This is a genomic window from Pseudomonas sp. OG7 (genome assembly GCF_014192825.1).
GTDB lineage: Bacteria > Pseudomonadota > Gammaproteobacteria > Pseudomonadales > Pseudomonadaceae > Aquipseudomonas > Aquipseudomonas monteilii.
The window spans coordinates 165,408-185,924 of sequence record NZ_JACHYK010000002.1 but is presented as its reverse complement, the minus strand read 5'-3'; the positions used below and the strand labels follow the sequence as shown (position 1 = coordinate 185,924).

Annotated in this window: 21 protein-coding genes and 1 pseudogene; 18 read left to right on the top strand and 4 right to left on the bottom strand. The window is 60.3% G+C overall.

The window, feature by feature from the left end; all coding sequences use genetic code 11:
• Positions 1-112: 112 nt before the first annotated feature.
• Positions 113-236 (bottom strand): annotated as a pseudogene (locus FHW75_RS26730) (AbrB/MazE/SpoVT family DNA-binding domain-containing protein); the annotation flags it as partial.
• A 456-nt stretch (positions 237-692) separates the two neighbouring features.
• Complete coding sequence (locus FHW75_RS05290; RefSeq protein ID WP_027608976.1) at positions 693-2,258, bottom strand: IclR family transcriptional regulator C-terminal domain-containing protein; 1,566 nt, start codon at positions 2,256-2,258, stop codon at positions 693-695.
• A gap of 174 nt (positions 2,259-2,432) precedes the next feature.
• Between FHW75_RS05290 and FHW75_RS05285 the strand changes: the two genes are divergently transcribed.
• The 10 genes from FHW75_RS05285 to FHW75_RS05240 all read left to right on the top strand — a co-directional run bounded on the left by FHW75_RS05285 (position 2,433) and on the right by FHW75_RS05240 (position 12,057).
• The gene (locus FHW75_RS05285) at positions 2,433-3,242 is read left to right on the top strand and encodes a dimethylmenaquinone methyltransferase (protein WP_027608975.1); all 810 of its coding nucleotides are present in this window, start codon (positions 2,433-2,435) and stop codon (positions 3,240-3,242) included.
• 3 nt (positions 3,243-3,245) lie between these two features.
• Positions 3,246-3,692 (top strand): nuclear transport factor 2 family protein, encoded by a 447-nt coding sequence (locus FHW75_RS05280; RefSeq protein WP_027608974.1) that lies wholly within the window; start codon positions 3,246-3,248, stop codon positions 3,690-3,692.
• Between the two features lie 128 nt (positions 3,693-3,820).
• Positions 3,821-5,227 (top strand): aldehyde dehydrogenase (NADP(+)), encoded by a 1,407-nt coding sequence (locus FHW75_RS05275; protein WP_183673272.1) that lies wholly within the window; start codon positions 3,821-3,823, stop codon positions 5,225-5,227.
• A gap of 13 nt (positions 5,228-5,240) precedes the next feature.
• On the top strand, positions 5,241-5,534 hold the full coding sequence (locus tag FHW75_RS05270) for a Dabb family protein (RefSeq protein WP_027608972.1): 294 nt from the start codon (positions 5,241-5,243) through the stop codon (positions 5,532-5,534).
• Positions 5,535-5,621: 87 nt separating this feature from the next.
• A complete protein-coding gene (locus FHW75_RS05265) occupies positions 5,622-6,911 on the top strand; it encodes an MFS transporter (RefSeq protein ID WP_027608971.1) in 1,290 nt (429 codons plus the stop codon).
• Between the two features lie 34 nt (positions 6,912-6,945).
• Positions 6,946-7,755: an NAD(P)-dependent oxidoreductase gene (locus FHW75_RS05260; protein WP_183673270.1), complete on the top strand. Its 810-nt coding sequence runs from the start codon at positions 6,946-6,948 to the stop codon at positions 7,753-7,755.
• A complete protein-coding gene (locus FHW75_RS05255; protein ID WP_027608969.1) occupies positions 7,752-8,840 on the top strand; it encodes a mandelate racemase/muconate lactonizing enzyme family protein in 1,089 nt (362 codons plus the stop codon). The genes FHW75_RS05260 and FHW75_RS05255 overlap by 4 nt, the downstream gene beginning before the upstream one ends.
• An 82-nt stretch (positions 8,841-8,922) precedes the next feature.
• Positions 8,923-9,792, top strand: a complete 870-nt coding sequence (locus tag FHW75_RS05250; protein ID WP_027608968.1) for an aldose 1-epimerase — start codon at positions 8,923-8,925, stop codon at positions 9,790-9,792.
• A gap of 39 nt (positions 9,793-9,831) precedes the next feature.
• Positions 9,832-11,112 (top strand): OprD family porin, encoded by a 1,281-nt coding sequence (locus FHW75_RS05245; protein WP_183673268.1) that lies wholly within the window; start codon positions 9,832-9,834, stop codon positions 11,110-11,112.
• Between the two features lie 15 nt (positions 11,113-11,127).
• Positions 11,128-12,057, top strand: a complete 930-nt coding sequence (locus tag FHW75_RS05240; RefSeq protein ID WP_233454336.1) for an alpha/beta hydrolase — start codon at positions 11,128-11,130, stop codon at positions 12,055-12,057.
• A gap of 12 nt (positions 12,058-12,069) precedes the next feature.
• Here FHW75_RS05240 and FHW75_RS05235 read toward each other — a convergent pair whose 3' ends face one another.
• Positions 12,070-12,762: a substrate-binding domain-containing protein gene (locus tag FHW75_RS05235; protein WP_050580657.1), complete on the bottom strand. Its 693-nt coding sequence runs from the start codon at positions 12,760-12,762 to the stop codon at positions 12,070-12,072.
• Positions 12,763-13,222: 460 nt separating this feature from the next.
• Here FHW75_RS05235 and FHW75_RS05230 point away from each other — a divergent pair, with 460 nt between their 5' ends.
• The 5 genes from FHW75_RS05230 to FHW75_RS05210 are packed head-to-tail and all read left to right on the top strand — an operon-like array spanning position 13,223 to position 17,032.
• A complete protein-coding gene (locus FHW75_RS05230) occupies positions 13,223-14,035 on the top strand; it encodes an ABC transporter substrate-binding protein (RefSeq protein ID WP_157767039.1) in 813 nt (270 codons plus the stop codon).
• Between the two features lie 21 nt (positions 14,036-14,056).
• Entirely contained in the window at positions 14,057-15,046 is a 990-nt protein-coding gene (locus tag FHW75_RS05225; RefSeq protein ID WP_027608964.1) for a fumarylacetoacetate hydrolase family protein, read from the top strand.
• Positions 15,047-15,054: 8 nt separating this feature from the next.
• On the top strand, positions 15,055-15,519 hold the full coding sequence (locus tag FHW75_RS05220; RefSeq protein WP_183673266.1) for a PaaI family thioesterase: 465 nt from the start codon (positions 15,055-15,057) through the stop codon (positions 15,517-15,519).
• A 50-nt stretch (positions 15,520-15,569) separates the two neighbouring features.
• Entirely contained in the window at positions 15,570-16,109 is a 540-nt protein-coding gene (locus FHW75_RS05215; RefSeq protein ID WP_027596513.1) for a cupin domain-containing protein, read from the top strand.
• Positions 16,106-17,032: a 3-keto-5-aminohexanoate cleavage protein gene (locus tag FHW75_RS05210; protein WP_027596514.1), complete on the top strand. Its 927-nt coding sequence runs from the start codon at positions 16,106-16,108 to the stop codon at positions 17,030-17,032. Before FHW75_RS05215 ends, FHW75_RS05210 begins: the two co-directional genes overlap by 4 nt.
• A gap of 53 nt (positions 17,033-17,085) precedes the next feature.
• Here FHW75_RS05210 and FHW75_RS05205 read toward each other — a convergent pair whose 3' ends face one another.
• The gene (locus tag FHW75_RS05205) at positions 17,086-17,691 is read right to left on the bottom strand and encodes a TetR/AcrR family transcriptional regulator (protein ID WP_027596515.1); all 606 of its coding nucleotides are present in this window, start codon (positions 17,689-17,691) and stop codon (positions 17,086-17,088) included.
• Positions 17,692-18,080: 389 nt separating this feature from the next.
• Between FHW75_RS05205 and FHW75_RS05200 the strand changes: the two genes are divergently transcribed.
• From FHW75_RS05200 to FHW75_RS05190, 3 genes are all read left to right on the top strand, one after another.
• Positions 18,081-19,016 (top strand): VOC family protein, encoded by a 936-nt coding sequence (locus tag FHW75_RS05200; protein WP_027608962.1) that lies wholly within the window; start codon positions 18,081-18,083, stop codon positions 19,014-19,016.
• A 22-nt stretch (positions 19,017-19,038) separates the two neighbouring features.
• Positions 19,039-19,374 (top strand): Rieske 2Fe-2S domain-containing protein, encoded by a 336-nt coding sequence (locus tag FHW75_RS27115; RefSeq protein ID WP_081717242.1) that lies wholly within the window; start codon positions 19,039-19,041, stop codon positions 19,372-19,374.
• A gap of 106 nt (positions 19,375-19,480) precedes the next feature.
• A complete protein-coding gene (locus FHW75_RS05190) occupies positions 19,481-20,383 on the top strand; it encodes a transporter (RefSeq protein WP_183673264.1) in 903 nt (300 codons plus the stop codon).
• The last annotated feature ends 134 nt before the right edge of the window (positions 20,384-20,517 follow it).

Genomic DNA, 20,517 nt, shown 5'->3' with positions numbered 1-20,517 from the left:
GCCCCGGGGTGCGGGTGCGGGCGCCCCGGACATCACCCTCCCGCAAACCCCGGACCGCTCCGCTGGCTGGGTCTTGGTGTGGGGTCCCCCCCCCCCCCCCCCCCCCCCCCCCCCCCCCCGCGTACGTCGAATGCGATCTTGCCACCTTTGTCAACGCCCAGTATCTGGCGAACGGATTTGGGGAGTGTGACCTGCCCCTTCGAGGTCAACGTGGCGATTTCGTGGATGGCAGGCATGAGCGTTCTCCCAGATGTATTGATTGGGTGGTAAGGAATAATCCTTACTCGGTCAATCCTGGTTTTCTGCTGATGAAGCTTAGGCGGGGAGGACGCTCAATAGCGCCGAAAGACGAGTTACACCACTTCCAGGGACACGATCAGTCTCATAGTGAGAGTTTGAGGTGTCTAGGAAACCAAGGGCGATTCAAAGACAGAAGTGATCAGTTGAACAGCCTGCCCGACGACGCCTAAAGACTCTCAGGGTCGCCGAAGAACATTTTGACATGGCTCTAGGGCGGCATTTCAGGGTCGGAAAATCATAAATGTACCCCCACAAGTACCCTCGGTACCCCCAGCAGGATGCGCGATCGGGAATGGCGATTTCTGACAGCTGTCGAGGTGGTGCATATTGGGCCTCAGTATATCGCCATGGTATCGAGTCTGTGTTTGGTCGACACGTGCGGTCCTTGAAGCTCAAGTCTGCATTTGCAAAAGGCATCCTGAATTCGGCGCGCTGGCCAAGGTTTCCAGTTGCAATGCATGGCGAGCACTGGTGATGAACAGGAGGGTGCCATCTTCCCCACCAAAGCACAGATCGGTCGGGCTCGGCACCGGCAGCCCGATCATCTGGTCCAGATTGCCCTCGGCATCGAAGCGCGCCAGGCTCCAGCCGTCCAGCTGCGTGGTCCAGACACCTCCTTTACCATCCAGCGCCAACCCGCCCAAGCTGCCACCGCCACGCGGTAGCGAGGCCAGCCGTCGCACGCTGCTGCTGCCCGGCTGCATCAGCAGGATATCTCCCGCTTCCGGCGCCAGGGCATAGACCGCTTTGCCCTTGGCATCCCAGCGAAACGCACTGACCGGCTCAGGCAACGACCAGCCATGACGCAGTTCGCCCTCGGCGCTGAGTTCGCCGATCAAACAGCCATTGCCACTTTTGGCACACGCCCACAAGTTGCCGGATGGATGCATGGCCAAGGCCAGCAGGCGGCTGCCGAGCAGATCCTGGCGCGGGTGTTCTTTGCCATCCCAGTCGATCAGTGACCAGCCGCCGGCCTGGGCCACCAGCAGGCCGTCTGGATGAAGCTCCATGCCGCGTATCGGTAGGTCGAGGCGGGTCAGCAGGCGGCTGCTGTGGCCGTCCCAGCAATGGATGGCCGGCGCCAGGGTGTCTGCCCAGTACAGCACGCGCTGGTTCGCGTGCCAACGCGGGAACGCGCCGTGAAACGCCCAAGGGCCAGGCAGCACGCTGAGCTCGCTGGTGGCACGCGGGGTGGTGTCCGGGCGCAGTTGCTCACCGACCCGGCGCGCCGCGTCAGCCAGTTCCGGGCCGAGCAGGGTCAGGCGTTCCAGTGTCAGGCGGTAGGCCGGCCCGGCCACGCTCAGGGCGCCGCGAACCAAGCCCTGCTTGTCGACGATCGGCGCGGCGACGCAGCGGATGCCCAGGCGAATTTCCTCGTCGTCGAGGGCGTAGCCGCGCACTTGGGTAATCTGCAATTCGGCCAGCAGCCGGCGGCGGTCGGTGATGGTCAGCGGCGTCAGCGGTGCCAGCACCAGGCCCTTGAGGATCTCGTCGCGGGCAGAAGGGGCGAGCGCGGAGAGGATCGCCTTACCCTGGCCGGTGCAGTACACCGGCTTGCCTTGGCCGAGGCTTGCGGCCGAGCGCTGGGTGTGGGCGCCGTCGCAACGTTCCAGCGAGAGCACCTGGTTGCCGTCGAGCACCGCTAGGTAGGAGGTCTCGCCGGTGAGGTCGCGCAGGGCACGTAGCTCGGCGCTGGCGGCGGCCACCAGGTCTGGCTCCAGGTAGGCGTTGCGGACCATCTCCAGGTAGTTGAAGCCCAGGCGGTAGACCTTGCGTGTCGGGTCGCGGCGAATCATGCCGCGCTCCACCAGGGTGGCGATGATGCGGTACAGCGTGGTGCGCGGCAGCGGCACCTGCTCGGCCAGCTCGGCCTGGCTGATGCCGTTGGCGGTTGCGCCAATGGCCTGGAGCACGTCCAGGGCCTTTTCGAGCGCGGCGGTGCCTTCACCTGCTTTCATTGTTTGATTCCCATCTGTTGGAACTCGACTTCCTGAGCACCCATTCTGCCCCTTTTTATCCCGGTTTTCCGCCATAGAATCGGCCTCAGCAGGGCATTCATGAACGCATGTTCCATATGTTGGGAATTTGCCCTGGCCGCCCATCGGATGAACCCGCGAGGAGAACCTACAACAATGTCCGTCATCCACAACTACGCCGATGCCCATGAGAGCATCTCTGGCAAACAGGTCGTCGTCAGCGACGAAGTATTGGCCAAGCTCGCCACCTGCAGCAGCGGCTCGCTGACCACCCAGCTGTTCAAGCGCGGCTTCCGTCAGCCAGCGCTGGTCGGTCTGCGCGCCATGTGCCGTGATGCCAAGCCGTTCGCCGGGCGAGCCTTCACCATGCGCTTCATCCCCGCCCGTGAAGACATCGACACCTACTCGACCATGACCACCAAACCCAACGACGACAACCTGCAATGGGTGGGCGTGGAGCAGATCCAGCCGGGCGACGTTCTGGTGATCGACAGCCGCAACGATCCGGCCGCCGCGTCGGCCGGCAACATCCTGGTGACCCGCCTGCTGGCCCGTGGCGCCAAAGCCATCGTCACCGATGGCGCGCTGCGCGATGGCCGCGAGATCGCCGCCATGCGCCTGCCAGCCTATGCCCGCGAGATCACCGCGACCACGCGTATTTCCTATCACCACGTGGCTGACCTGCAGGTGCCGATCGGTTGCGCCGGCGTGGCCGTGTACCCGGGCGACATCATTGTCGGTGACGCCGACGGCCTGACCGTGGTTCCTGCGCACCTGGCTGAAGAGTTGGCCGAGGTGTGCAGTGTGCAGGATGACATCGAAGGCTATCTGGCCATGCGCATTGCCGCAGGCGAGCCGCTGTGGGGCGTGTACCCGCCGAGCCCGGCGTCGGTGTCCGACTACCACGCCTGGGTCGCCGCCGGCCGCCCGGCTATCCCGTCGATCATCGACCGCGAGGAGGGCTGAGCCATGGCCGAGCACAAGCATGCACAACTGATCCGCCGCTACTTCGACGCCTGCAACGAAGGCGACTACGACAAGCTGGTGTCCTGCTTCACCCCAGACGCGGTGCACTACTTCCCCTCGGGGTTGCCCGAAATTCCGTGGCGCACTGCCGACACCATCGCCCGGAAATGGGTGTGGTGCGTGGAGAACCTGGGCTCGCAGTGGACCATCGAGAAGATCCTGGTGAGCCACGACAGCAACGAAGCGGTGATCGAGTGGACTCACTGGAAGAGCAAGCTCGGCACGGCCCTGCGTGGTGACGAGTGGTACGTGTTCGACGAGCAGAGCGGCTTGATCAAAGAGATTCGCGCCTATTACGCCTCGCCGGCCGACAAGGACGTGGTGATCAACGAGCTGGTCGATTTCGACTATGTCGGCCGTGGGTATCACCTGGAGCCGAAGGCGCGTTAAGGCCACAGGCCTCTTCGCGGGCAAGCCCGCTCCTGCAAGTACTGCACCGCTGCTGAACCCTGTGCTGTCCCTGTGGGAGCGGGTTTGTCCCGCGAATGGCCACACCGCAATTGTTGAAGGAGCTCCCCATGACCACCACGCAAAACCCGAATTTCGCTGCCATCGACGCAGTCGTCGCCCAAGCGGCCACCGCCGCCGACTTCTGGGCCGATTCCACCGCCACCCAGCGCGCCACCCTGCTGCGCGGCCTGGCCGATGCCCTGGAACAGCAGCAGGCTGAGCTGGTCGCCATCGCCGACCGCGAAAGCGGCCTCGGTGAAGCCCGCCTGAACGGTGAAGTGGCCCGCACTGCCTTCCAGCTGCGAGGCTTCGCCAGCGAAGTGGAAGCCGGTGTGCCATACCGTCAGGTCGATGATGAAGCCATTGCCGGTGCACCACCTGCCGGCCGTCCGCGCCTGACCCGCGTGCAGCGCCCGCTGGGCCCGGTGGCGATGTTCTCGGCCAGCAACTTCCCGTTCGCCTTCTCGGTACTGGGCGGCGATACTGCGTCGGCCTTGGCGGCCGGTTGCCCAGTGGTGATCAAGCCGCACTCCGGTCACCCGGAACTGTCGCGCGCTGTTTTTGCCTTGGCCGCTGGCGTGGTTCGCGCCCAGGGCCTGCCGGCAGGCCTGCTGACCCTGGCCGAAGCGCCCAATCGTGCCGCGGGTACCTATCTGGTCCAGCACCCGTCAATCGCTGCCGTGGCCTTCACCGGCTCCTACCAGGGCGGCAAAGCCCTATGGCTGGCCGCCAATGACCGTGAGCGCCCGGTGCCGTTCTTCGGCGAGCTGGGTTCGATCAACCCGCTGGTGGCCTTGCCAGCCGTGCTGGAAAAAGACAGTGAAGCCTTGGCCAGGACCCTGGCGGGCTCGATCACCCTGGGTTGCGGCCAGTTCTGTACCAGCCCCGGTGTTATCGTGCTGCTCGACTCACCCCACAGTCAGCGTTTCGTCGCCCAGTTGGCCGAGGCCATTGCGCCGATTGCCACGCACCGTATGCTCACCCCGGGCATGCAGGAAGGCTTCGAGGCGGCAGCTGCCACGGTAGCTGCCAATGCCACAGCGGTGTTCGCCCCGCAGGCCGATGGGGCTGGCCCGGCGCCACGGCTGTTCGCCAGCGATGCGGCATCGTTCATTGCCAACGCTCACCTGCGTGAAGAAATGTTCGGCCCGGCGGCGCTGATCGTCACCGCGCGTTCCGTGGCCCAGGCGGCCGAGGTGCTCGAAGCCATCGGCGGTACCCTGACCACTACTTTGTGGGGCCTGGACGCCGACAACGCTGATAACCGCCAGTTGCTGCGTGCGGCCCAGCGAGTGTCCGGGCGCGTACTGTTCAGCGGCGTGCCGACCGGGGTTGCCGTGTGTCACGCCCAGCAGCACGGCGGACCATGGCCGTCGTCCACCGCGCCACAGTCCACCTCGGTCGGCTATGCCGCCATCGAGCGCTTCCTGCGCCCGGTCGCGTTGCAAGACGCGCCGGCCTGGGTGCTGGGCTGAGGAGGGCAGGGCGATGATGCGACATATTGTGTTGTTCCGCCGCCTACCGGGCGTCGAAGCGCAACCTGAACTGGAGTCAGTGCTGGTGGCGCGGATGCGCGACCTCACCGAAGAAATCGACTTCATCCGCGACTGGCGGGTCGCGGCCAACGAACTGGATCGGCCGATCTGCTGGGACTACATCCTCGAGTCCAGCTTCGACGACGCTGACGCAGTGCAGCGTTACCTGCCACACCCGGCGCACCAGGCCCTGGTCGCCGACCTCAAGCAGTACTTCGAGTGGGTGGCGGTGGATTACAGCGTCTGATTGACCCCAGAGGCACCTGGCCCTCTGCGGGGGCCAGGCGTTATAACAAAAAAGATCCGGCATCACAGGTGCCGGGCGGAGTCGTACATGAACAAGAAAAAGAATTATCGCTGGACGATCCTGACCATGTTGTTCCTGGCCATGATCATCAACTATGTGGATCGGGCTGCCCTGTCGATCGCCATGCCGTTCATTACTCAGGAGTATCACCTTACGCCCGCCGAGAAGGGCATGATCTTCAGCAGCTTCTTCTTCGGCTATGCGCTGTTCTGCTTCGTCGGTGGCTACCTGGCCGATCGCTTCGGGCCCAAGCGTGTGCTGACCTGGTCGATGAGCTTCTGGTCGCTGCTGTGCGGTTCTACCGCACTGGCCTTCAATTTCTGGTCGCTGCTGATCGTGCGCGCACTGTTTGGCGTCGGTGAAGGCCCGGTGTCGACCACCGCCAACAAGACCGTTAATAGCTGGTTCCCGATCAAGGAACGCGCCCGCGCCATCGGCATCAATCAGGCTGGCGGCCCGCTAGGCGGCGCCCTGGCTGGCCCGATCGTGGGCTTTCTCGCCCTGTGGCTGGGCTGGCGCGTGGCCTTTGTAGTGATCGCAGTGATCGGCGTGCTGTGGGCCATCGCCTGGTACCGCTTGGCGGCCTCGACGCCCAAAGAGCATCCGCAGGTGTCGGCCGAAGAGCTAGCGCTGATCAACGAGGGCCGTGAGGCCCCGGTCACTGCCGTTGCAGACGCACCACGCACCCCGGTGCTGCAGATCATCCTGCAGCGTTCGGTACTGGTCACTGGCGTTTCGCTGTTCTGCTACAACTACATCCTCTATTTCTTCATGACCTGGTTCCCCAGCTACCTGATCGAGGCCAAGGGTATCGACCTCAAGGCCATGAGCATCGTCACCGCACTGCCGTGGCTGGTAGGTACCGTCGGCTTCATCTGTGGCGGGCTGCTGATCGACTGGGTGTACAAGCGCACCGGCAAGCAACTGTTCTCGCGCAAAGTGGTGCTGGTCAGCTGCCTGCTGGTGGCTGCGGTGTGCATCGGCCTGACCGGCCAGGTAGAAAGCGTGACCAGCACCGTGGTGGTGATGACCGTGGCCATTGGCTTCCTGATGCTTACCGCGCCAGCCTATTGGTCGCTGATCCAAGATGCCGTGCCGGACCATCAGGTAGGTACTGCCGGTGGCTTCATGCATGGCCTGGCCAACCTGTCCGGTATCGTTGCGCCGACCGTGACCGGCTTCATCATCCAGTCCACCGGCACCTACAGCAGCGGCTTTGGTCTGGCTGCCGTGCTTGGCATCGTTGGTGCGCTGATCGTGGCCTTGTTCGTCGGCCAGAAGCCGGCTCGGCAAGCCAACGTCATCGCTGCCGCTTGAAATGACTGCTACCCACGTTTTACGGGAATACACCATGCCTACGCTTCTAGTCACCGGCGCCGCCGGAATCGTCGGAACCGCCCTGCGCCCCTACTTGCGCGAGCGCTTCAACCTGCGCCTGCTGGATCGCCGACCGGTCAGCGAGCTGGCGGCCAATGAAACCGCCCTGGTCGGCGACCTGACCGACCCGGCTTTCGTCCGCCAGGCCTGCGAGGGTGTCGACGCGGTGCTGCACCTGGCCTGTGCCCACGGTACCGATATCCAGTTCCAGGCCACGGTAGAGCCCAACTACCACGCTACCTTGTACCTGCTCGAAGCGGCCCAGCGCGCCGGGGCGCGGCGCTTCGTGTTCGCCAGCAGCCACCATGTGCTGGGCCAGTACCCCACGCATGCTGCCGAACAGTTCGACGACCACCCGGTGGCGCCGGACAGCTACTACGCGCTGAGCAAGGTGTTCGGCGAAGCGGCCTGCGCCACCTTCTCCCAACGCAGCGAGCTGGCCACGTTCATCGTGCGCATCGGCAACGCCGACGCCAAGGTCGCCGATGCCCGTCGCCTGCGCCTGTGGACCAGCGCCCGCGACCTGGCTCAGTTGATGCTGATCGGCTTGGAGCACCCCGAGGTGCGCCATGAGATCGTCTACGGCGTGTCGGAATGCCCCCAGGCGCTCTTCCACAACAGCCGTGCCCGCGCCCTGGGCTACCGGCCGCAGGATAATGCGGCCGAGCACTTGGCCGACAACTTCCTCGCCTATGACGCTATGGCCCCGGTCGGTTCCGGCCGTGACCATGTGGGTGGCGCCTATGCCGGTGTGGCCCTGGCCAGTGTTCTGGAGCAAGCATGAAGATCGTCCGCATCGGTACCCAGATCGTCGAAATCCCCTTCCATGACGGCGGTCGTGGGGTGGGCGGAACACCTTCGGCCTGGCGCACGCTAGAGAACGTGCTGGTGCGCGTTGAGGACGAACTGGGTAACGTTGGCTGGGGCGAAGCTTTCGGCTACTTCGTCGCCGACGCCACCAAGGCGCTGATCGACCGGCTGGTGGCGCCTCAAGTGCTGGGCCGCGAGGTCACCGACATTCCTGCGTTGAATCTGGAACTGCAGCAGCGCCTGCACCTGTTCGGTCGCTACGGCGTGACGATGTTCGCCATTTCCGGTCTCGATATCGCCCTGTGGGACCTGGCCGCCCGCCGGCAGCGCCTGCCGTTGCACCGCCTGCTCGGCCAGGGCCATCGCGAACAGGTACCGGCCTACGCCAGCCTGGTGCGTTACGGCGATGACCACGTGGCCCCGGCCACCTGCGAAAAAGCGCTGGAACAGGGGTTCAGCGACATCAAGCTGCACGAGGCCACCCTGCATGAAATCGGCGCTTGCCGACGTGCCATTGGCGATGACGTGCCGCTGTCCACTGACGTCAACTGTTCCTGGACCGTGCAGGGTACCCGCGACTGGCTGCCGGCGCTGGCAGAGCTGAAGCTGGCCTGGCTGGAAGAGCCGATCTTTCCGCCCGAGGACTTCACTGCCCTGGGCAGCCTGCGCGGGCAGGGCGTGGATATCTCTGCCGGGGAAAACTGGTGCACCGCCGTGCAGTTCGAGCAGGCCCTGGTGACTGCTGCAGTGGACTCTATCCAACCGAGCGTGACCAAAGTCGGCGGTATTTCCGAATGCCTGCGCATCGACCGCCTGGCCGAGCAGCATGAGGCGGTGATTCTGCCGCACTGCCCATACTTCGGCCCGGGCCTGATCGCCACCCTGCACTTGGCCGCGGTACAGCGGCGGGTGCCGCAGGTGGAATACCTGTTCGTCGAGCCGGCTGGCTGGTTGTACCCGGTGGAGGAACTGCGCCAGGGCAACCAGCTGCAGATCCCTCAGGGCCCAGGTTTAGGCTTGGATATCGACCTGCAAGTGGCCGAGCGCTTCCGCCGCTAGCCCGACCCTTTACCGCTTCACCGCCGTGCCTCGGCACGGCGGCAGGGGCCGTGCATGCCTGAAAAATGGCATTGGAGGTTCTATGCACACCGTGGTTCTGAGTAATGCCACCTGGTCGCTGGGGGTGCTGCCGGCCTGGGGCGGGCGTATCGCCCACCTCAATGCCGAGGGACTGGACATCCTGCTGCCGATTAACGCCAGCCAGTTCGACCCACTGGACTGGCCACGGGCCGGCGCCTACCCGCTGATGCCGTACTCCAATCGCATCCGCAACGCGCGGTTGCAGTTCGCCGGCACCGAACACACGCTGCCTGCGCATCCGGCTGCTCGGCCCCATACCTTGCATGGGGTGACCCACACCCAGCCTTGGCAAGTGGTGACCTCAGGCAGCGATCACTTGAGCATCGCCTGCGACTATCAAGGCGAGCACTGGCCCTGGGCGTTTCGCGCCGAACAGCACTTCGCATTCGACGGCGCACGCCTGCGCATCACCTTGGTGCTGATAAACCTGGGGCGGACGCCCATGCCTGGCGGCCTCGGGCTACACCCGTATTTCCAGCGCCACCCTGACATGCGCGTGCATTACCGCACCGGGCGCGAATGGCAGATCGACGGGGAGTACATGGCTACTGGCGCGTATCAGGAGGGTGCCAGGGACTGGTCGATCAACGCGGATGCCGGCGAGCCTCTCGCGCATTACCAGTCGCACTGGAATGGACAGCTGCAAATCGATTATCCCAATGGCCATGTGCACCTTCAGGCCTCGCAGGTGCTGAATCACTTCGTTGCCTTCGCCCCGGTCGGCAGCCCTTACCTGTGCCTGGAGCCGGTGTCGCATCTGGCTGACGCGTTCAATCAGCCCCGCGACAGTTGGGCCGAAACCGGCACCCATGAACTCGCCTCGGGCCAGCGCTTGGAGGCCACCCTCGAATTCACCTGGCAACACCGCTGACGCAACACCCCACATACCTATAAGAAGAGCACAACAACAATGAAACACTCCTCGACTGGAGCGGGCTTCGCTCGCGCTGCAAAACCCTTGTCCCTGCTGCTCGGGCTCGGCCCGCTGTATGCCCAGGGCGCGTTCCTCGACGACAGCAAGGCCAACCTGACCTTTCGCAATTTCTACTACAACCACGACCTGCGTGATTCAACCAAGCCTGCCCAGTCGAAGCTGGAGGAGTGGGCCCAGGGCTTCATTCTCAAGGGCGAGTCGGGTTATACCGACACGGCTGTCGGGGTGGGCGTGGATGTTTACGCAGGCCTGGGCCTGAAGCTCGACTCGTCGCCCTCGCGTAGCGGCACTGCGCTGCTACCCGGAGCCTACAATCGCGCTGGCGGGCCGCGCAATGCCGACCCGCGCTCGGTGGACGAGTTCTCCGAGGCCACGGCGGCGGTCAAGTTCAAGTACTCGAAGAGCGAGCTCAAGGTGGGCGGGCTGTTCCCGAAGATTCCGCTGGTCAGTTCTGGCGATGCCCGGCTGCTGCCGCAGTTCTTCGAAGGGGCGATGCTGGATATTCGCGAGCTGGACAACCTCGACATCGGCCTGGGCCAGATGCGCCGGGTCAACCAGCGCGAATTCGCCGGCGCCCGGGATATCCAGGTGGGTAACTACTACAGCGTGTTCAGCGACCGCTTCGATTACCTCGGCGGCACCTGGCGCGCCACGTCGCAGACCTCGCTGGGGGTGTGGACCGGCCGCCTGGAAGATGTCTACCAGCAAACCCTGTACACCGGCACCCACACCCTCAAAGCCGGTGACTGGAACCTGTCCGAGACCCTCAACTATCTCGATACCGGCGAGTCCGGCAGCGAGAAGGCCGGCCAGCTCGACAGCCGCATGACCTCGGCGATGCTCAGCGCCAACCTGCGCGCGCAGACGTTCCGCCTCGGCTACCAGTACAACGCGGGTGACAGCGCCTTGCCGTTCATCCACGACACCGACCTGCCCGGGGTGGCCAACGCCGTTCAGGTGCTGCGCTTTGACCGCGCCCAGGAGCGCTCCTGGCAGGCCCGCTACGACCTCGACTTCGCCGCCCTTGGCGTACCAGGGCTGACCGCCTTCGCCCGCTACGTGAAGGGCGACAACTTCAAGGTGGCCGGCGAGGACGGCAGTGAATGGGAGCGCAACCTCGACATCACCTACGTGATCCAGAGCGGGCCACTGAAAAACCTGGCGCTGCGCTGGCGCAACGTCGAACTGCAGGGCGATGCCACCGGCCGGCGTGATGAAAACCGAGTGATCATCGCCTACACCTTGCCCTTGTTCTGACCTGGAGGATTGCCCGTGGTATCCCATCCGCTCGACCCTGCCATGCAGGCCTACATCGACAACAGCAAGCGCTTCGCTGCGTGTGACGACAGCTTGGCAGCCCGGCGCGAAGCCTTTCTCGCTGCCTGCCGTGCCTGCACGCCATCGCGGCCGCTGGGCTGGCAGGTGGCCGATATTGACCTGGAGGGCTTGCGCCTGCGCTGTTACACACCCCCGGGCGAAGTGCCGGCCGGGGGATGGCCGACGCTGTTGTACCTGCACGGCGGCGGCTGGGACCTGGGCAATCTCGACACCCATGACTGGTTTGCCCATGCGCTGGCGCAGCGAGTGCCGCTGGCAATCGTTGCCGTGAAGTACCGGCTGGCGCCGGAGCATGCCTATCCGGCACCACTGGAGGACTGCCTGAACGCTTGGCACGGTTTGCGCGCCGGAGTCGTCGACCCCCGCCTCAGCAAGGGGTGCCTGATGGTGGCGGGGGACAGCGCAGGTGGCACGCTGGCTGCGGGCCTGTGCATGGCGTTGCGCCGTGACGGGCTGGATCAGCCGCTGGGACAGTTGCTGGTGTATCCAGTGCTGACGGCTCGTCAGGACTTGCCCTCGATGCGCGAACAGGCCGAGGCGCCGATGATGACAGTGGCGGGGTTGATGAAGTCATTGGCGGGCTTCGTGCCTGAAGCGCCGCAGCGTGATGACCCCTGCGCGATGCCGCTGGAGGCAGAAGACTTTACTGGCCTGGCTCCGGCGTTGGTGCTGGTGGCACGGGTCGACCCGCTGTGCGATCACGGGCTGGCCTATGTCGATGCGCTGGCGGCGGCGGGTGTGGCGGCCCGAGCCTGGGTGGGCGAGGGCATGGTGCATTCAAGCCTGCGGGCATTCGGGGTGGCCGAAGTCGAACAGGGTTGGGATCACATGGCGGCGCAGCTGCAGCACTGGGCTGTCGATTGACGAACGCAGCCCTCAGGTGCTTTCGCGAACCACCAGGCTGAAGCCCACATCCTCCACCTGTCCCCCACGTCCCAGGCTGCCTTCGATCCGCTGCAGCAGCAACTCCGCCGTACGCAGGCCAATGCGCCCGCCGTCAACATTCACCGAGCTCAAGCGAGGGTGGGTATGCGCAGCGAATTCCAGGTTGCCGAAGCCCATCACCGCCAGGTCCTGAGGCACCCGCAGGCCGTTGGCCTGAGCCTCGGCCATGACGCCCTGGGCGAGCAGGTCGATGCTGCAGATCACCGCATCCATCGGCACCTTGGCTGCCAGCAGTCGGGCCATGGCCTCACGGCCGTGGCCCATGTTCACCGGCACCGCTTCGAGCTCGCAGGCAACTACCTCAACACCGGCCTTGCGCAGGGTATCGGCACACGCCTGGCGCCGCCGAGTGGCGCGGGCGTCGTCGCTCCAGACCAGGCCCACGCGGCGGTGGCCGCGTTCGATAATGTGCTCGGCCATTGCCTGGCCGACGGCCTCGTGGGAAAAGCCGACCACAGTGTCGATCGGGTCCTGCGCTAGCTCCCAGGTCTCTACCACCGGAATGCCACGGGCGATCAGCTTTTCCCGCGCTTCTGGGCTTTGCAACTGGCGGGTCAGTACGATGCCGTCAGGGCGACGGGCGAGGATCGCGTCGATCCTTTCGAAAACGCCGGGCCAATACAAGGCATGAGTCGTGGCGTTCTCGGTTACCGTGAAAAGACTACGCTCCCCCTTTGATTCCCATCAAATCTCTGACTGGTCGAAGTTTTTTGTCTGGTCTGCAGTCCATACACCAGCCCGCAATTTTGGCGCTGGCTTAAGTAGCCTTCATGGCATTCCCTCCCAGACGGTTTCTAGTCTTTGAAGACCTCGAGAGCTTTGAATCCATGCTGTTTGGCCCGATTGCCAGCGAGTCGACCGGCTTGCGACAGGCATTTGCCAAAAGAGGACCGACGGCCGGGTTCCTGAAGCAATGGATCCGTGACATCTGCTGGAATGCAATATTTCTGCTATTGACTGATTTATAAGGGCTTTCTTAACGGAAAAGGGAGATTTACGCTCGTTTGACAATACGATACGTATAGTATTATATTGATCGAAGGTACAACGAGAATAAGACATGACCAATCACAGGCTCCGAGTAATGTGGTTCCTGCGTCCAGCGATCGCGGTAGCCGCTGCATGGCAAAATTGCGCTGGTTTGTCGCTTGAGGCGAGTCAGAACCATTCTTCAGATGAGCAGTTCGCTGCGCTCTCGGATGGCAGCGTTGATGCCGTCGTTACCGCGATGGATAACGTCTTCCACTGGAATCATCGGCCAGGTCCTAAAGATTTTGTCATCGTGGCTCAAGTAGAGGCCACGACGCCACTCTCTATCGTTGCCTCCCCATGCATCAAAAGCGTCAGCGATCTTGTCGGCGCAAAAATCCTGGTTGATGCCCCTGAGAATGGATTTGTTATTGCCCTGAGAGCAATGTTGCATCAAGCAGGCTTGAACTTTCATGACTACACACTCGCTCCGGTAGGCGGTGTCAAAGAGCGGTACGTGTCGCTGGTAAAGGGGGAGGGTGATGCCACTCTCCTTGGCCCGCCATTTGATGCTCTCGCAGTCAAAGAGGGGATGCATAAGGTCGCTGTGGTGCAGGAGTCTTACCCCGAGTTCCCGGGGCAGGGTTTGGTTGTCAGGAGGTCATCGCTGTCTTCGACTCCAGGCATACAATTGTGGCTGAAGTGTCTTTCAGAGGCGCTCGCTCAGTTTCCCGACAATCAGGAAAAGCTCCGAAAGAGTCTGGCGAGCGAAGGCATTCCTGAGAAGGCTGTTAGCGCAATGGTCCAGTCTATTCCAGCATCGCTCATTCCTGACGAGCATGGCGTAAATCTGCTAATTGAACATCGTCGGCGGCTTGGGCTCATCGGCTCAGATGTTACGTACGATCAAGTTGTATACCTGGCTTGATAAAATAAGTTTGGAGTGGGCATGAAAAAGTTCGCATTAGGTACATTCTCTGCTCAGCATGAAAATGCCGAGAAATTCGCGGGTCTGGTTGTGGACCGGAAGGTTGCTCCCATCTCCACGCTGGCAGAAGAGCACGACATGCCGCAGCTTGGCGGGAAAAGTGTACTGGCGCTTCTCGAGTCTTGGTCCAGCGCCTTCCAGTCGCTGAAAGTATTGGCTGAAAAGGTAGATACTACCGAGTGGTATGATGAGAATCATCTGGAATTTCATCCAGCGGTAGATCTGCCCCGGCAAGTTTTTTGCACTGGTGCAAATTATCGAAAACATGTGGTCGACATGACCGTTGATGCCAATGTCGGTCCTGAGGGTTTCAGCAAAGAAGAGCTTAAGCGGTGGGCTGAGGAAATGATGGATAATCGGGTCGCGAACGGCGAGCCGTATGTATTTACCAAGCCTGTTTCCGCTATCTCTGGCCCTTACGATAATCTCATTCTGCCATTCACTACTGAAAGGCCTGATTGGGAGCTGGAGTTGGCAGTCGTAATAGGTAAAGAAGGATACAACATCAGTGAAGTGGACGCGATGGATTATGTTGCAGGGTATACGATCGTAAATGATATCTCTGCCCGCGACCTGATTCCGCGAACCGACTATAAAATGCTCGGTACCGACTGGTTCCGCTCGAAAGGGCAGCCGGGCTTCCTGCCTCTGGGGCCTTACGTTGTGCCTAAGTGCTTCATTGACAACCCCTATGATCTGCAGATGAAACTCATGGTGTCCGGAGCCACCATGCAGGACGAGACGACCGCAGATATGCTCTTCAATATTGAAAAGCAGATCGCCTATATCTCCCGGTACGCCAAGATATTGCCTGGCGATATTATCTGTACTGGTTCTCCTGCCGGTAACGGTACCCATTACAACCGCTATCTCACCGATGGAGATGTGATGCGAGCTGAGATTTCCGGCTTGGGATATCAGCTCCAGAAGTGTGTCGTAGAGACGAAATGAGGCAGATCATGCAGGCTCTCAACGACAGTCCCGACCGCGCACTGCTTGAAAGAATCATCTCCGAGCAAGCCTTTGATATTGCTCTTGAAACAACAGATGGACTGAAGGAGCTCGGTGCTCGACTGGTAAATGGCTCTCCAGGTGAATTGGAATTCAGTTTCTTGGTCTCGTCCAAAGCCGTTCAGGGCAACGGGGTTGTTTCCGGCGGGACTCTCATGACCATGCTGGACTATGCGATGGCCTATGCGGTGCTCAGTAAGCTGCCATTTGGAAAAACCTGCGCTACAACCAGCATGACTGTGAACATGCAGTCTGCGGCAAGACCTGCTCGTTTAAAAGTTATTGGTAGTGTCGATCGTGTTGGTCGCCAAGTTGCATTTGCTAGAAGTGAGGTTTATGACCTTGAGAGAAATTTATTAATAGCTAATGCCTCGGCAACTTTCTTTGTCATGGATGTAAGTCCGAGGGTTTAAAAAAATTTGGGTAATTATAATACGAAACGTTTCGTTCTTGTGGGGAAAAGATGAATAAGCTGCCAAAGCTTGGTTACGCAGCAGTGCGACGAATTGTTACCGGTCACGATGAAAAAGGTGAATCGATCATCGTCAGCGATGGTCGTGCGCTGAATGTCATTGCTGAGCCTGGGAAACCTGTTGCTCAGGTGCTCTGGGCTACAGGGGAAGGCCGTGCGGCCGGTTCAGAACCCGCACCCGCTGGGCACAAATTCGGCTTCCATTCCGAAGGTGGTTCGCTGCTGCGCGTCGTGGACTTTCCGCCGGATGAGTCGTACGACAAAGAGAAACTCATCGAGTTTCTCGACAAGGAGGGCGTGCGTGATAAGGCGCAGCCTCGGCATTTCTGGTTCCATAAAACCGAGTCGTTGGATTACGCCGTAGTACTCGAGGGGGAGATCTACGCAATGCTCGACCAAGGCGAGTCGCTGATGAAGTCTGGCGACGTCCTAATTCAGCGCGCCACAAACCATAGCTGGTCGAACAGGTCGGGCAAGAACTGCCGGATGCTCTTCGTCCTTCTGGCTCTTAACGAAGGAGAGGAACTGTGAAGAAAGCCATCATTACCGCTGCGATCACCGGTGGCGCACATACCCCTTCGATGTCTCCTTACCTGCCTGTGACTCCCGAAGAGATTGCCGAGCAGGCTATTGAAGCGGTTGAGGCCGGTGCCGCCATTGTCCACCTTCATGCACGAAACCCAGAGGATGGTCGTCCTACGGGTAGTCCGGAGGTGTTCCGTGAGTTTGTCGGCCGCATCAAGCGTGAAACTGATGCGATCGTGAACATTTCCACGGGGGGAGGTGGGCCCGGTATGCCGATCAATGAGCGCGCCGCCGCCGGTATCGATCTGCAGCCCGAGATGTGTTCTCTGAACATGGGGTCTATCAACCTCAATCTGTCCGAGATGGCGAAAAAGAACAGAGAGTGGAAGTATGGCTGGGAGGTTGAGCACCTTGAGGCGACCAAGGACTTGGTGTTCAGAAACACTTATGCGGATATCGAGTGGATCCTGAAAACGATCGGTGGTGCGGGGACTCGCTTCGAGTTCGAGTGCTACGACGTCAGCCACCTCTACACCCTGAAGTACTTCCTTGATCAGGGCTTGGTAAAGCCGCCGCTGTTCATTCAAACCATCTTTGGTTTGCGCGGCGCCATTGGCTCTCACATCGAGGATGTCCTGCACCAGAAGCGCACCGCAGACCGCCTGTTTGGCGATCAGTATCACTGGTCAGTGCTGGGGGCAGGGAAGGATCAAATCCCGCTGTCGACCATCAGCGCAATCCTGGGGGGCAATGTGCGCGTCGGCCTGGAGGACAGCTTGTACATCGGCCGCAGCGAGCTCGCAGTGTCGAATGCCGCGCAGGTGCGCAAAATCCGGGAAATACTTGAGGGCCTGGGCATCGAGATCGCTACTCCAACAGAGGCACGCGAAATCCTGGCCCTGAAAGGTAAAGACAACACCGCATTCTAAGCCCAAGATTTGTCTATCTCATTGCCGGCCTTAGGGCCGGCTTTTTTTGATGTTCAGTTGATGCCGAGCAGGTGATACACGTAGGCAATGTGCGACTCGGCAAAAGCCTCATCCAGCGGTGCGTGGTTTAGCATCAGGCGCATGTAGACCGCACCGTAGATCACATCCATGAGTATCTCGATGTTGGTGTCTGCGGAAATCTCTTCAGTGGCTTTCCACTCTTCGAGTACCTCACGTACGACAGCACGGCGGCCGTAGTGGAAACGCTCACGGAAGGCACGCAAAATCGAAGGATCCGATTGCCCTTCAGCAATGATCTGGGCAACCAGGCGGCCCGGCCAGCCTGAATACTGCTCTACCAGCGATTTGAAGTGGTAGGCCAGCGCGTCACGCGGTCCAAGCTCACGAGGGATGGTGGTTTTGACCAGGTGGTTTTCCATGAAAGCATCGATGACTATGAGCGCCTTGGAGTCCCACCAGCGGTAGATCGTCGCCTTGCTCACACCAGCTTCGCGTGCGATCGCCTCGATGGATATGGCCTGAATTGATTTTTCCTGGAGAAGGGCGATGGTCGCGCTAAGGATTTGGCGGCGAGTTGCCTCGCTGCGGGGGCGGCCGACCGATGTTTTTTCATTCGATGCGGTCTTCTTAACCTGCATGCATCCGTCCTTTCAAGTTGGCTAAAACGCTCGTGCAGCCCGCGTTGGAGATGCTTACGATACGGTTCGGTCAGTATAGTCTCTGCGCTTCGGTTTTGCCACAGCAGTGCTTTTAGCCTTGGGTTTGGTTGGAGGTGAAGGCTTGACTGATGCTCGCTTCGAATGGATTAGTATGGTAAATGCTTTACAAAACGGTACGTGCCGTATAGATTATTTTTTACCCTAAGGATCAGATCACAACGGGATGTGCCAATAGGCAGTAAACGTTGACAAAATAGGGTGGCAGGTGGGCGCAAGTGCACAGGCCTTTCATGTGTGAGTCGCTGGTTGGCTTCGTCAGGTCTGCTGGTCGAGCCGACGGCACGATGAATAATAAAAAAGGTGATTGAATGAACATTATTGGTCCGGATACGCTTGTCTTTGGTGTGGATGACGTTGTTCTCTGCGAGCAGTTTCTGACTGATTACGGTCTGAAAGCTGTAGGAAACGGACGTTTCGAAGCCCTTGATGGCACCGGCGTTGAGCTGAAGCATTGCAAAGATCCTTCTCTACCGGCCTGGGATCTTCCGACTGCAAACATGTTGCGAAAGACCGTCTACGGCGTTAAAGACGCCTCGGTGCTGCAGCAGATTAAGCAGGAGTTCGAAGGTGAGCGTGAGGTCAAGACATTGGCCGATGGGTCTTTGGAGCTTGTTGATGACCTCGGTTTCGCGCTGGGCTTCCAAGTCACTGTACGCAAGCCCCTCGACTTGCCTGCCGAGGTTGTGAACGCTCCGGGCGATGTCCGTCGTCCTGCAAACGTCACCGGGGTTCCGTCCGATGTGGCTACGCTGATCGACGCGCGCCCGCGGTCACTCTCCCACGTCGTCTTCTTCGTGCCCGATATCGAAAAGGCAGAGGCGTTCTACACCAATCGCCTCGGTTTCAAGCTCACCGACAAGTTCGTCGGCATGGGGCCGTTCCTACGCCCTGCGGGCACCTTGGAGCACCACACCCTGTTCTTTATCCAAACCCCACCGCACCTGCAAGGTTGTGAGCATTTCACCTTCCACATGGGCGGCCCGACTGAAGTCCTCAGCGCCGGCACTGCCTTGGTCGAGAAAGGTTACGAAACCTTTTGGGGGCCTGGCCGCCACCGCTTCGGCTCCAATTGGTTCTGGTACTTCAACACCCCGATGGGTTGCCATATCGAATACGACGCAGATATGGACCAGCATGATGACAACTGGGAGCCTCGCATTGCTCCGGGCATCATGGATAATTCCCAGGTGTTCTTGTTCCATTGGCGCGAACAGTGGGCGCCGGGTGGTGAACGTCCCCAGTAGGCGTTAATTGGGCCGAAACGTAATGGAGCGAATCTGTCATATCGATGATGTTCTGCCAGGAACTTCCATAGGGCTCCGATATTCGCTGTATGGCAAAGACGATATTTTTTTGGTCAATAAGCTCGGGGAAATATATGGATATCGGAACTCTTGTCCGCACTGGCCCGGGTCAACGTTGCCCATGAGGAGGGGGCAATACCTCGATCGAGAGTCGAAGTATATCGTCTGTCACGGGCATGGTGCGCTGTTTGAGATTGATACAGGTGTTTGTGTTCACGGTCCTTGCTTGGGGGAGAAACTAAGCGCTCTGTCTATAGCAGTGGACGAGGAAGGTAATGTTTTTGTAGTAAACGCCTAGAATAGTTTCCAAACCTTTTGCCGTGTCCCAATAAATGGCTGGGTGGGGACTCTATTTTCCGGGTGGCTCAATTAGAACTAAAACAAAAACAAAGCGGAGTCTATCCATGAAAAGTGCTGGTGCTTTGCGAGTGGTTACCTGTTTCGTCGGTTTCCTGTTGGCTTCGCATACTTATGCGTTGGAGGGGGGGAGCTCTAGCTATCCAGCAGGTACCGTAACTGTGATGAGTGGCGCTGTGGGTGCTCCTGGTGAAACTCATTTCTACACGTACAATAAACTTATCGATATCGATTCGGTCCGAAACAATGATGGCGATAAAGTCTTTCCGAAGGCCAAGGGTCGAGTTCACGCCCACGCCATTCGAGTTGTTCACACCCTGGACGGTCCGAAGTTGCTGGGCGGCGATGTCTCTTTGCAGGCAGCGATTCCTTATGTCAAGGGGCACATTAACATCCCGGCTCTTGGTCCGTTCGAGCGTGACTCCGTCAGCGGTATCGGCGATCCGATGTTTGGCTTCTTGGTCAGCTGGGTGTCTGCGAACTACCTGCAGAACGTCGATATTGAACTGATCGAACCGTGGGGTAAGTATGACAAGAACGCGCTCATCAACGCGGGTAACAACAGCCGCGCCCTATACATGGCCTATGCCTTCACTTGGTTCCCGATGGAGCGTGTCGAACTGAGTTCGAAGATCAGCCTGAACTACAGTTGGGAAAATAGCGATACTGACTATAAGTCGGGCGTTCAGTTAGTAGCTGATTATGGTCTGAACTATCGTGTAACCCAGAGCTGGTTGGTTGGCGTGGGCGGATTCGTCTCAACTCAGCTGAACGACGATCAGTCTCAAGGTCATAATGTAGGTAATCGCAGCCGCACCACCAAAATCGGCCCACAGGTTGGCTACGGCACTCGTGATTGGGGAATTGTTGCCGCTTACCAGAATGACATTTACTCCCGTAATTCCTCGGAAGGCGACACCATCATGCTTAATGGTTTTCTGAAGTACTGATATGAATTACAGCAACGCCCAGTCGCATGGCTGGGCGTTTTTTTTTGCGTGCGCCAGGCATGGCGCGTTGCGCGTTAGTGCAACCCGTTTGGCTATGGTGGCTGAGCGGGCGACTTGGAGTTGAAAGTCCTCTA

Coding starts and splice junctions, on each gene's coding strand:
- FHW75_RS05290 (WP_027608976.1), bottom strand. CDS start 2,258: ATGAAAGCAGGTGAAGGCACCGCCGCGCTCGAAAAGGCCCTGGACGTG.
- FHW75_RS05285 (WP_027608975.1), top strand. CDS start 2,433: ATGTCCGTCATCCACAACTACGCCGATGCCCATGAGAGCATCTCTGGC.
- FHW75_RS05280 (WP_027608974.1), top strand. CDS start 3,246: ATGGCCGAGCACAAGCATGCACAACTGATCCGCCGCTACTTCGACGCC.
- FHW75_RS05275 (WP_183673272.1), top strand. CDS start 3,821: ATGACCACCACGCAAAACCCGAATTTCGCTGCCATCGACGCAGTCGTC.
- FHW75_RS05270 (WP_027608972.1), top strand. CDS start 5,241: ATGATGCGACATATTGTGTTGTTCCGCCGCCTACCGGGCGTCGAAGCG.
- FHW75_RS05265 (WP_027608971.1), top strand. CDS start 5,622: ATGAACAAGAAAAAGAATTATCGCTGGACGATCCTGACCATGTTGTTC.
- FHW75_RS05260 (WP_183673270.1), top strand. CDS start 6,946: ATGCCTACGCTTCTAGTCACCGGCGCCGCCGGAATCGTCGGAACCGCC.
- FHW75_RS05255 (WP_027608969.1), top strand. CDS start 7,752: ATGAAGATCGTCCGCATCGGTACCCAGATCGTCGAAATCCCCTTCCAT.
- FHW75_RS05250 (WP_027608968.1), top strand. CDS start 8,923: ATGCACACCGTGGTTCTGAGTAATGCCACCTGGTCGCTGGGGGTGCTG.
- FHW75_RS05245 (WP_183673268.1), top strand. CDS start 9,832: ATGAAACACTCCTCGACTGGAGCGGGCTTCGCTCGCGCTGCAAAACCC.
- FHW75_RS05230 (WP_157767039.1), top strand. CDS start 13,223: ATGTGGTTCCTGCGTCCAGCGATCGCGGTAGCCGCTGCATGGCAAAAT.
- FHW75_RS05225 (WP_027608964.1), top strand. CDS start 14,057: ATGAAAAAGTTCGCATTAGGTACATTCTCTGCTCAGCATGAAAATGCC.
- FHW75_RS05220 (WP_183673266.1), top strand. CDS start 15,055: ATGCAGGCTCTCAACGACAGTCCCGACCGCGCACTGCTTGAAAGAATC.
- FHW75_RS05215 (WP_027596513.1), top strand. CDS start 15,570: ATGAATAAGCTGCCAAAGCTTGGTTACGCAGCAGTGCGACGAATTGTT.
- FHW75_RS05205 (WP_027596515.1), bottom strand. CDS start 17,691: ATGCAGGTTAAGAAGACCGCATCGAATGAAAAAACATCGGTCGGCCGC.
- FHW75_RS05200 (WP_027608962.1), top strand. CDS start 18,081: ATGAACATTATTGGTCCGGATACGCTTGTCTTTGGTGTGGATGACGTT.
- FHW75_RS27115 (WP_081717242.1), top strand. CDS start 19,039: ATGGAGCGAATCTGTCATATCGATGATGTTCTGCCAGGAACTTCCATA.
- FHW75_RS05190 (WP_183673264.1), top strand. CDS start 19,481: ATGAAAAGTGCTGGTGCTTTGCGAGTGGTTACCTGTTTCGTCGGTTTC.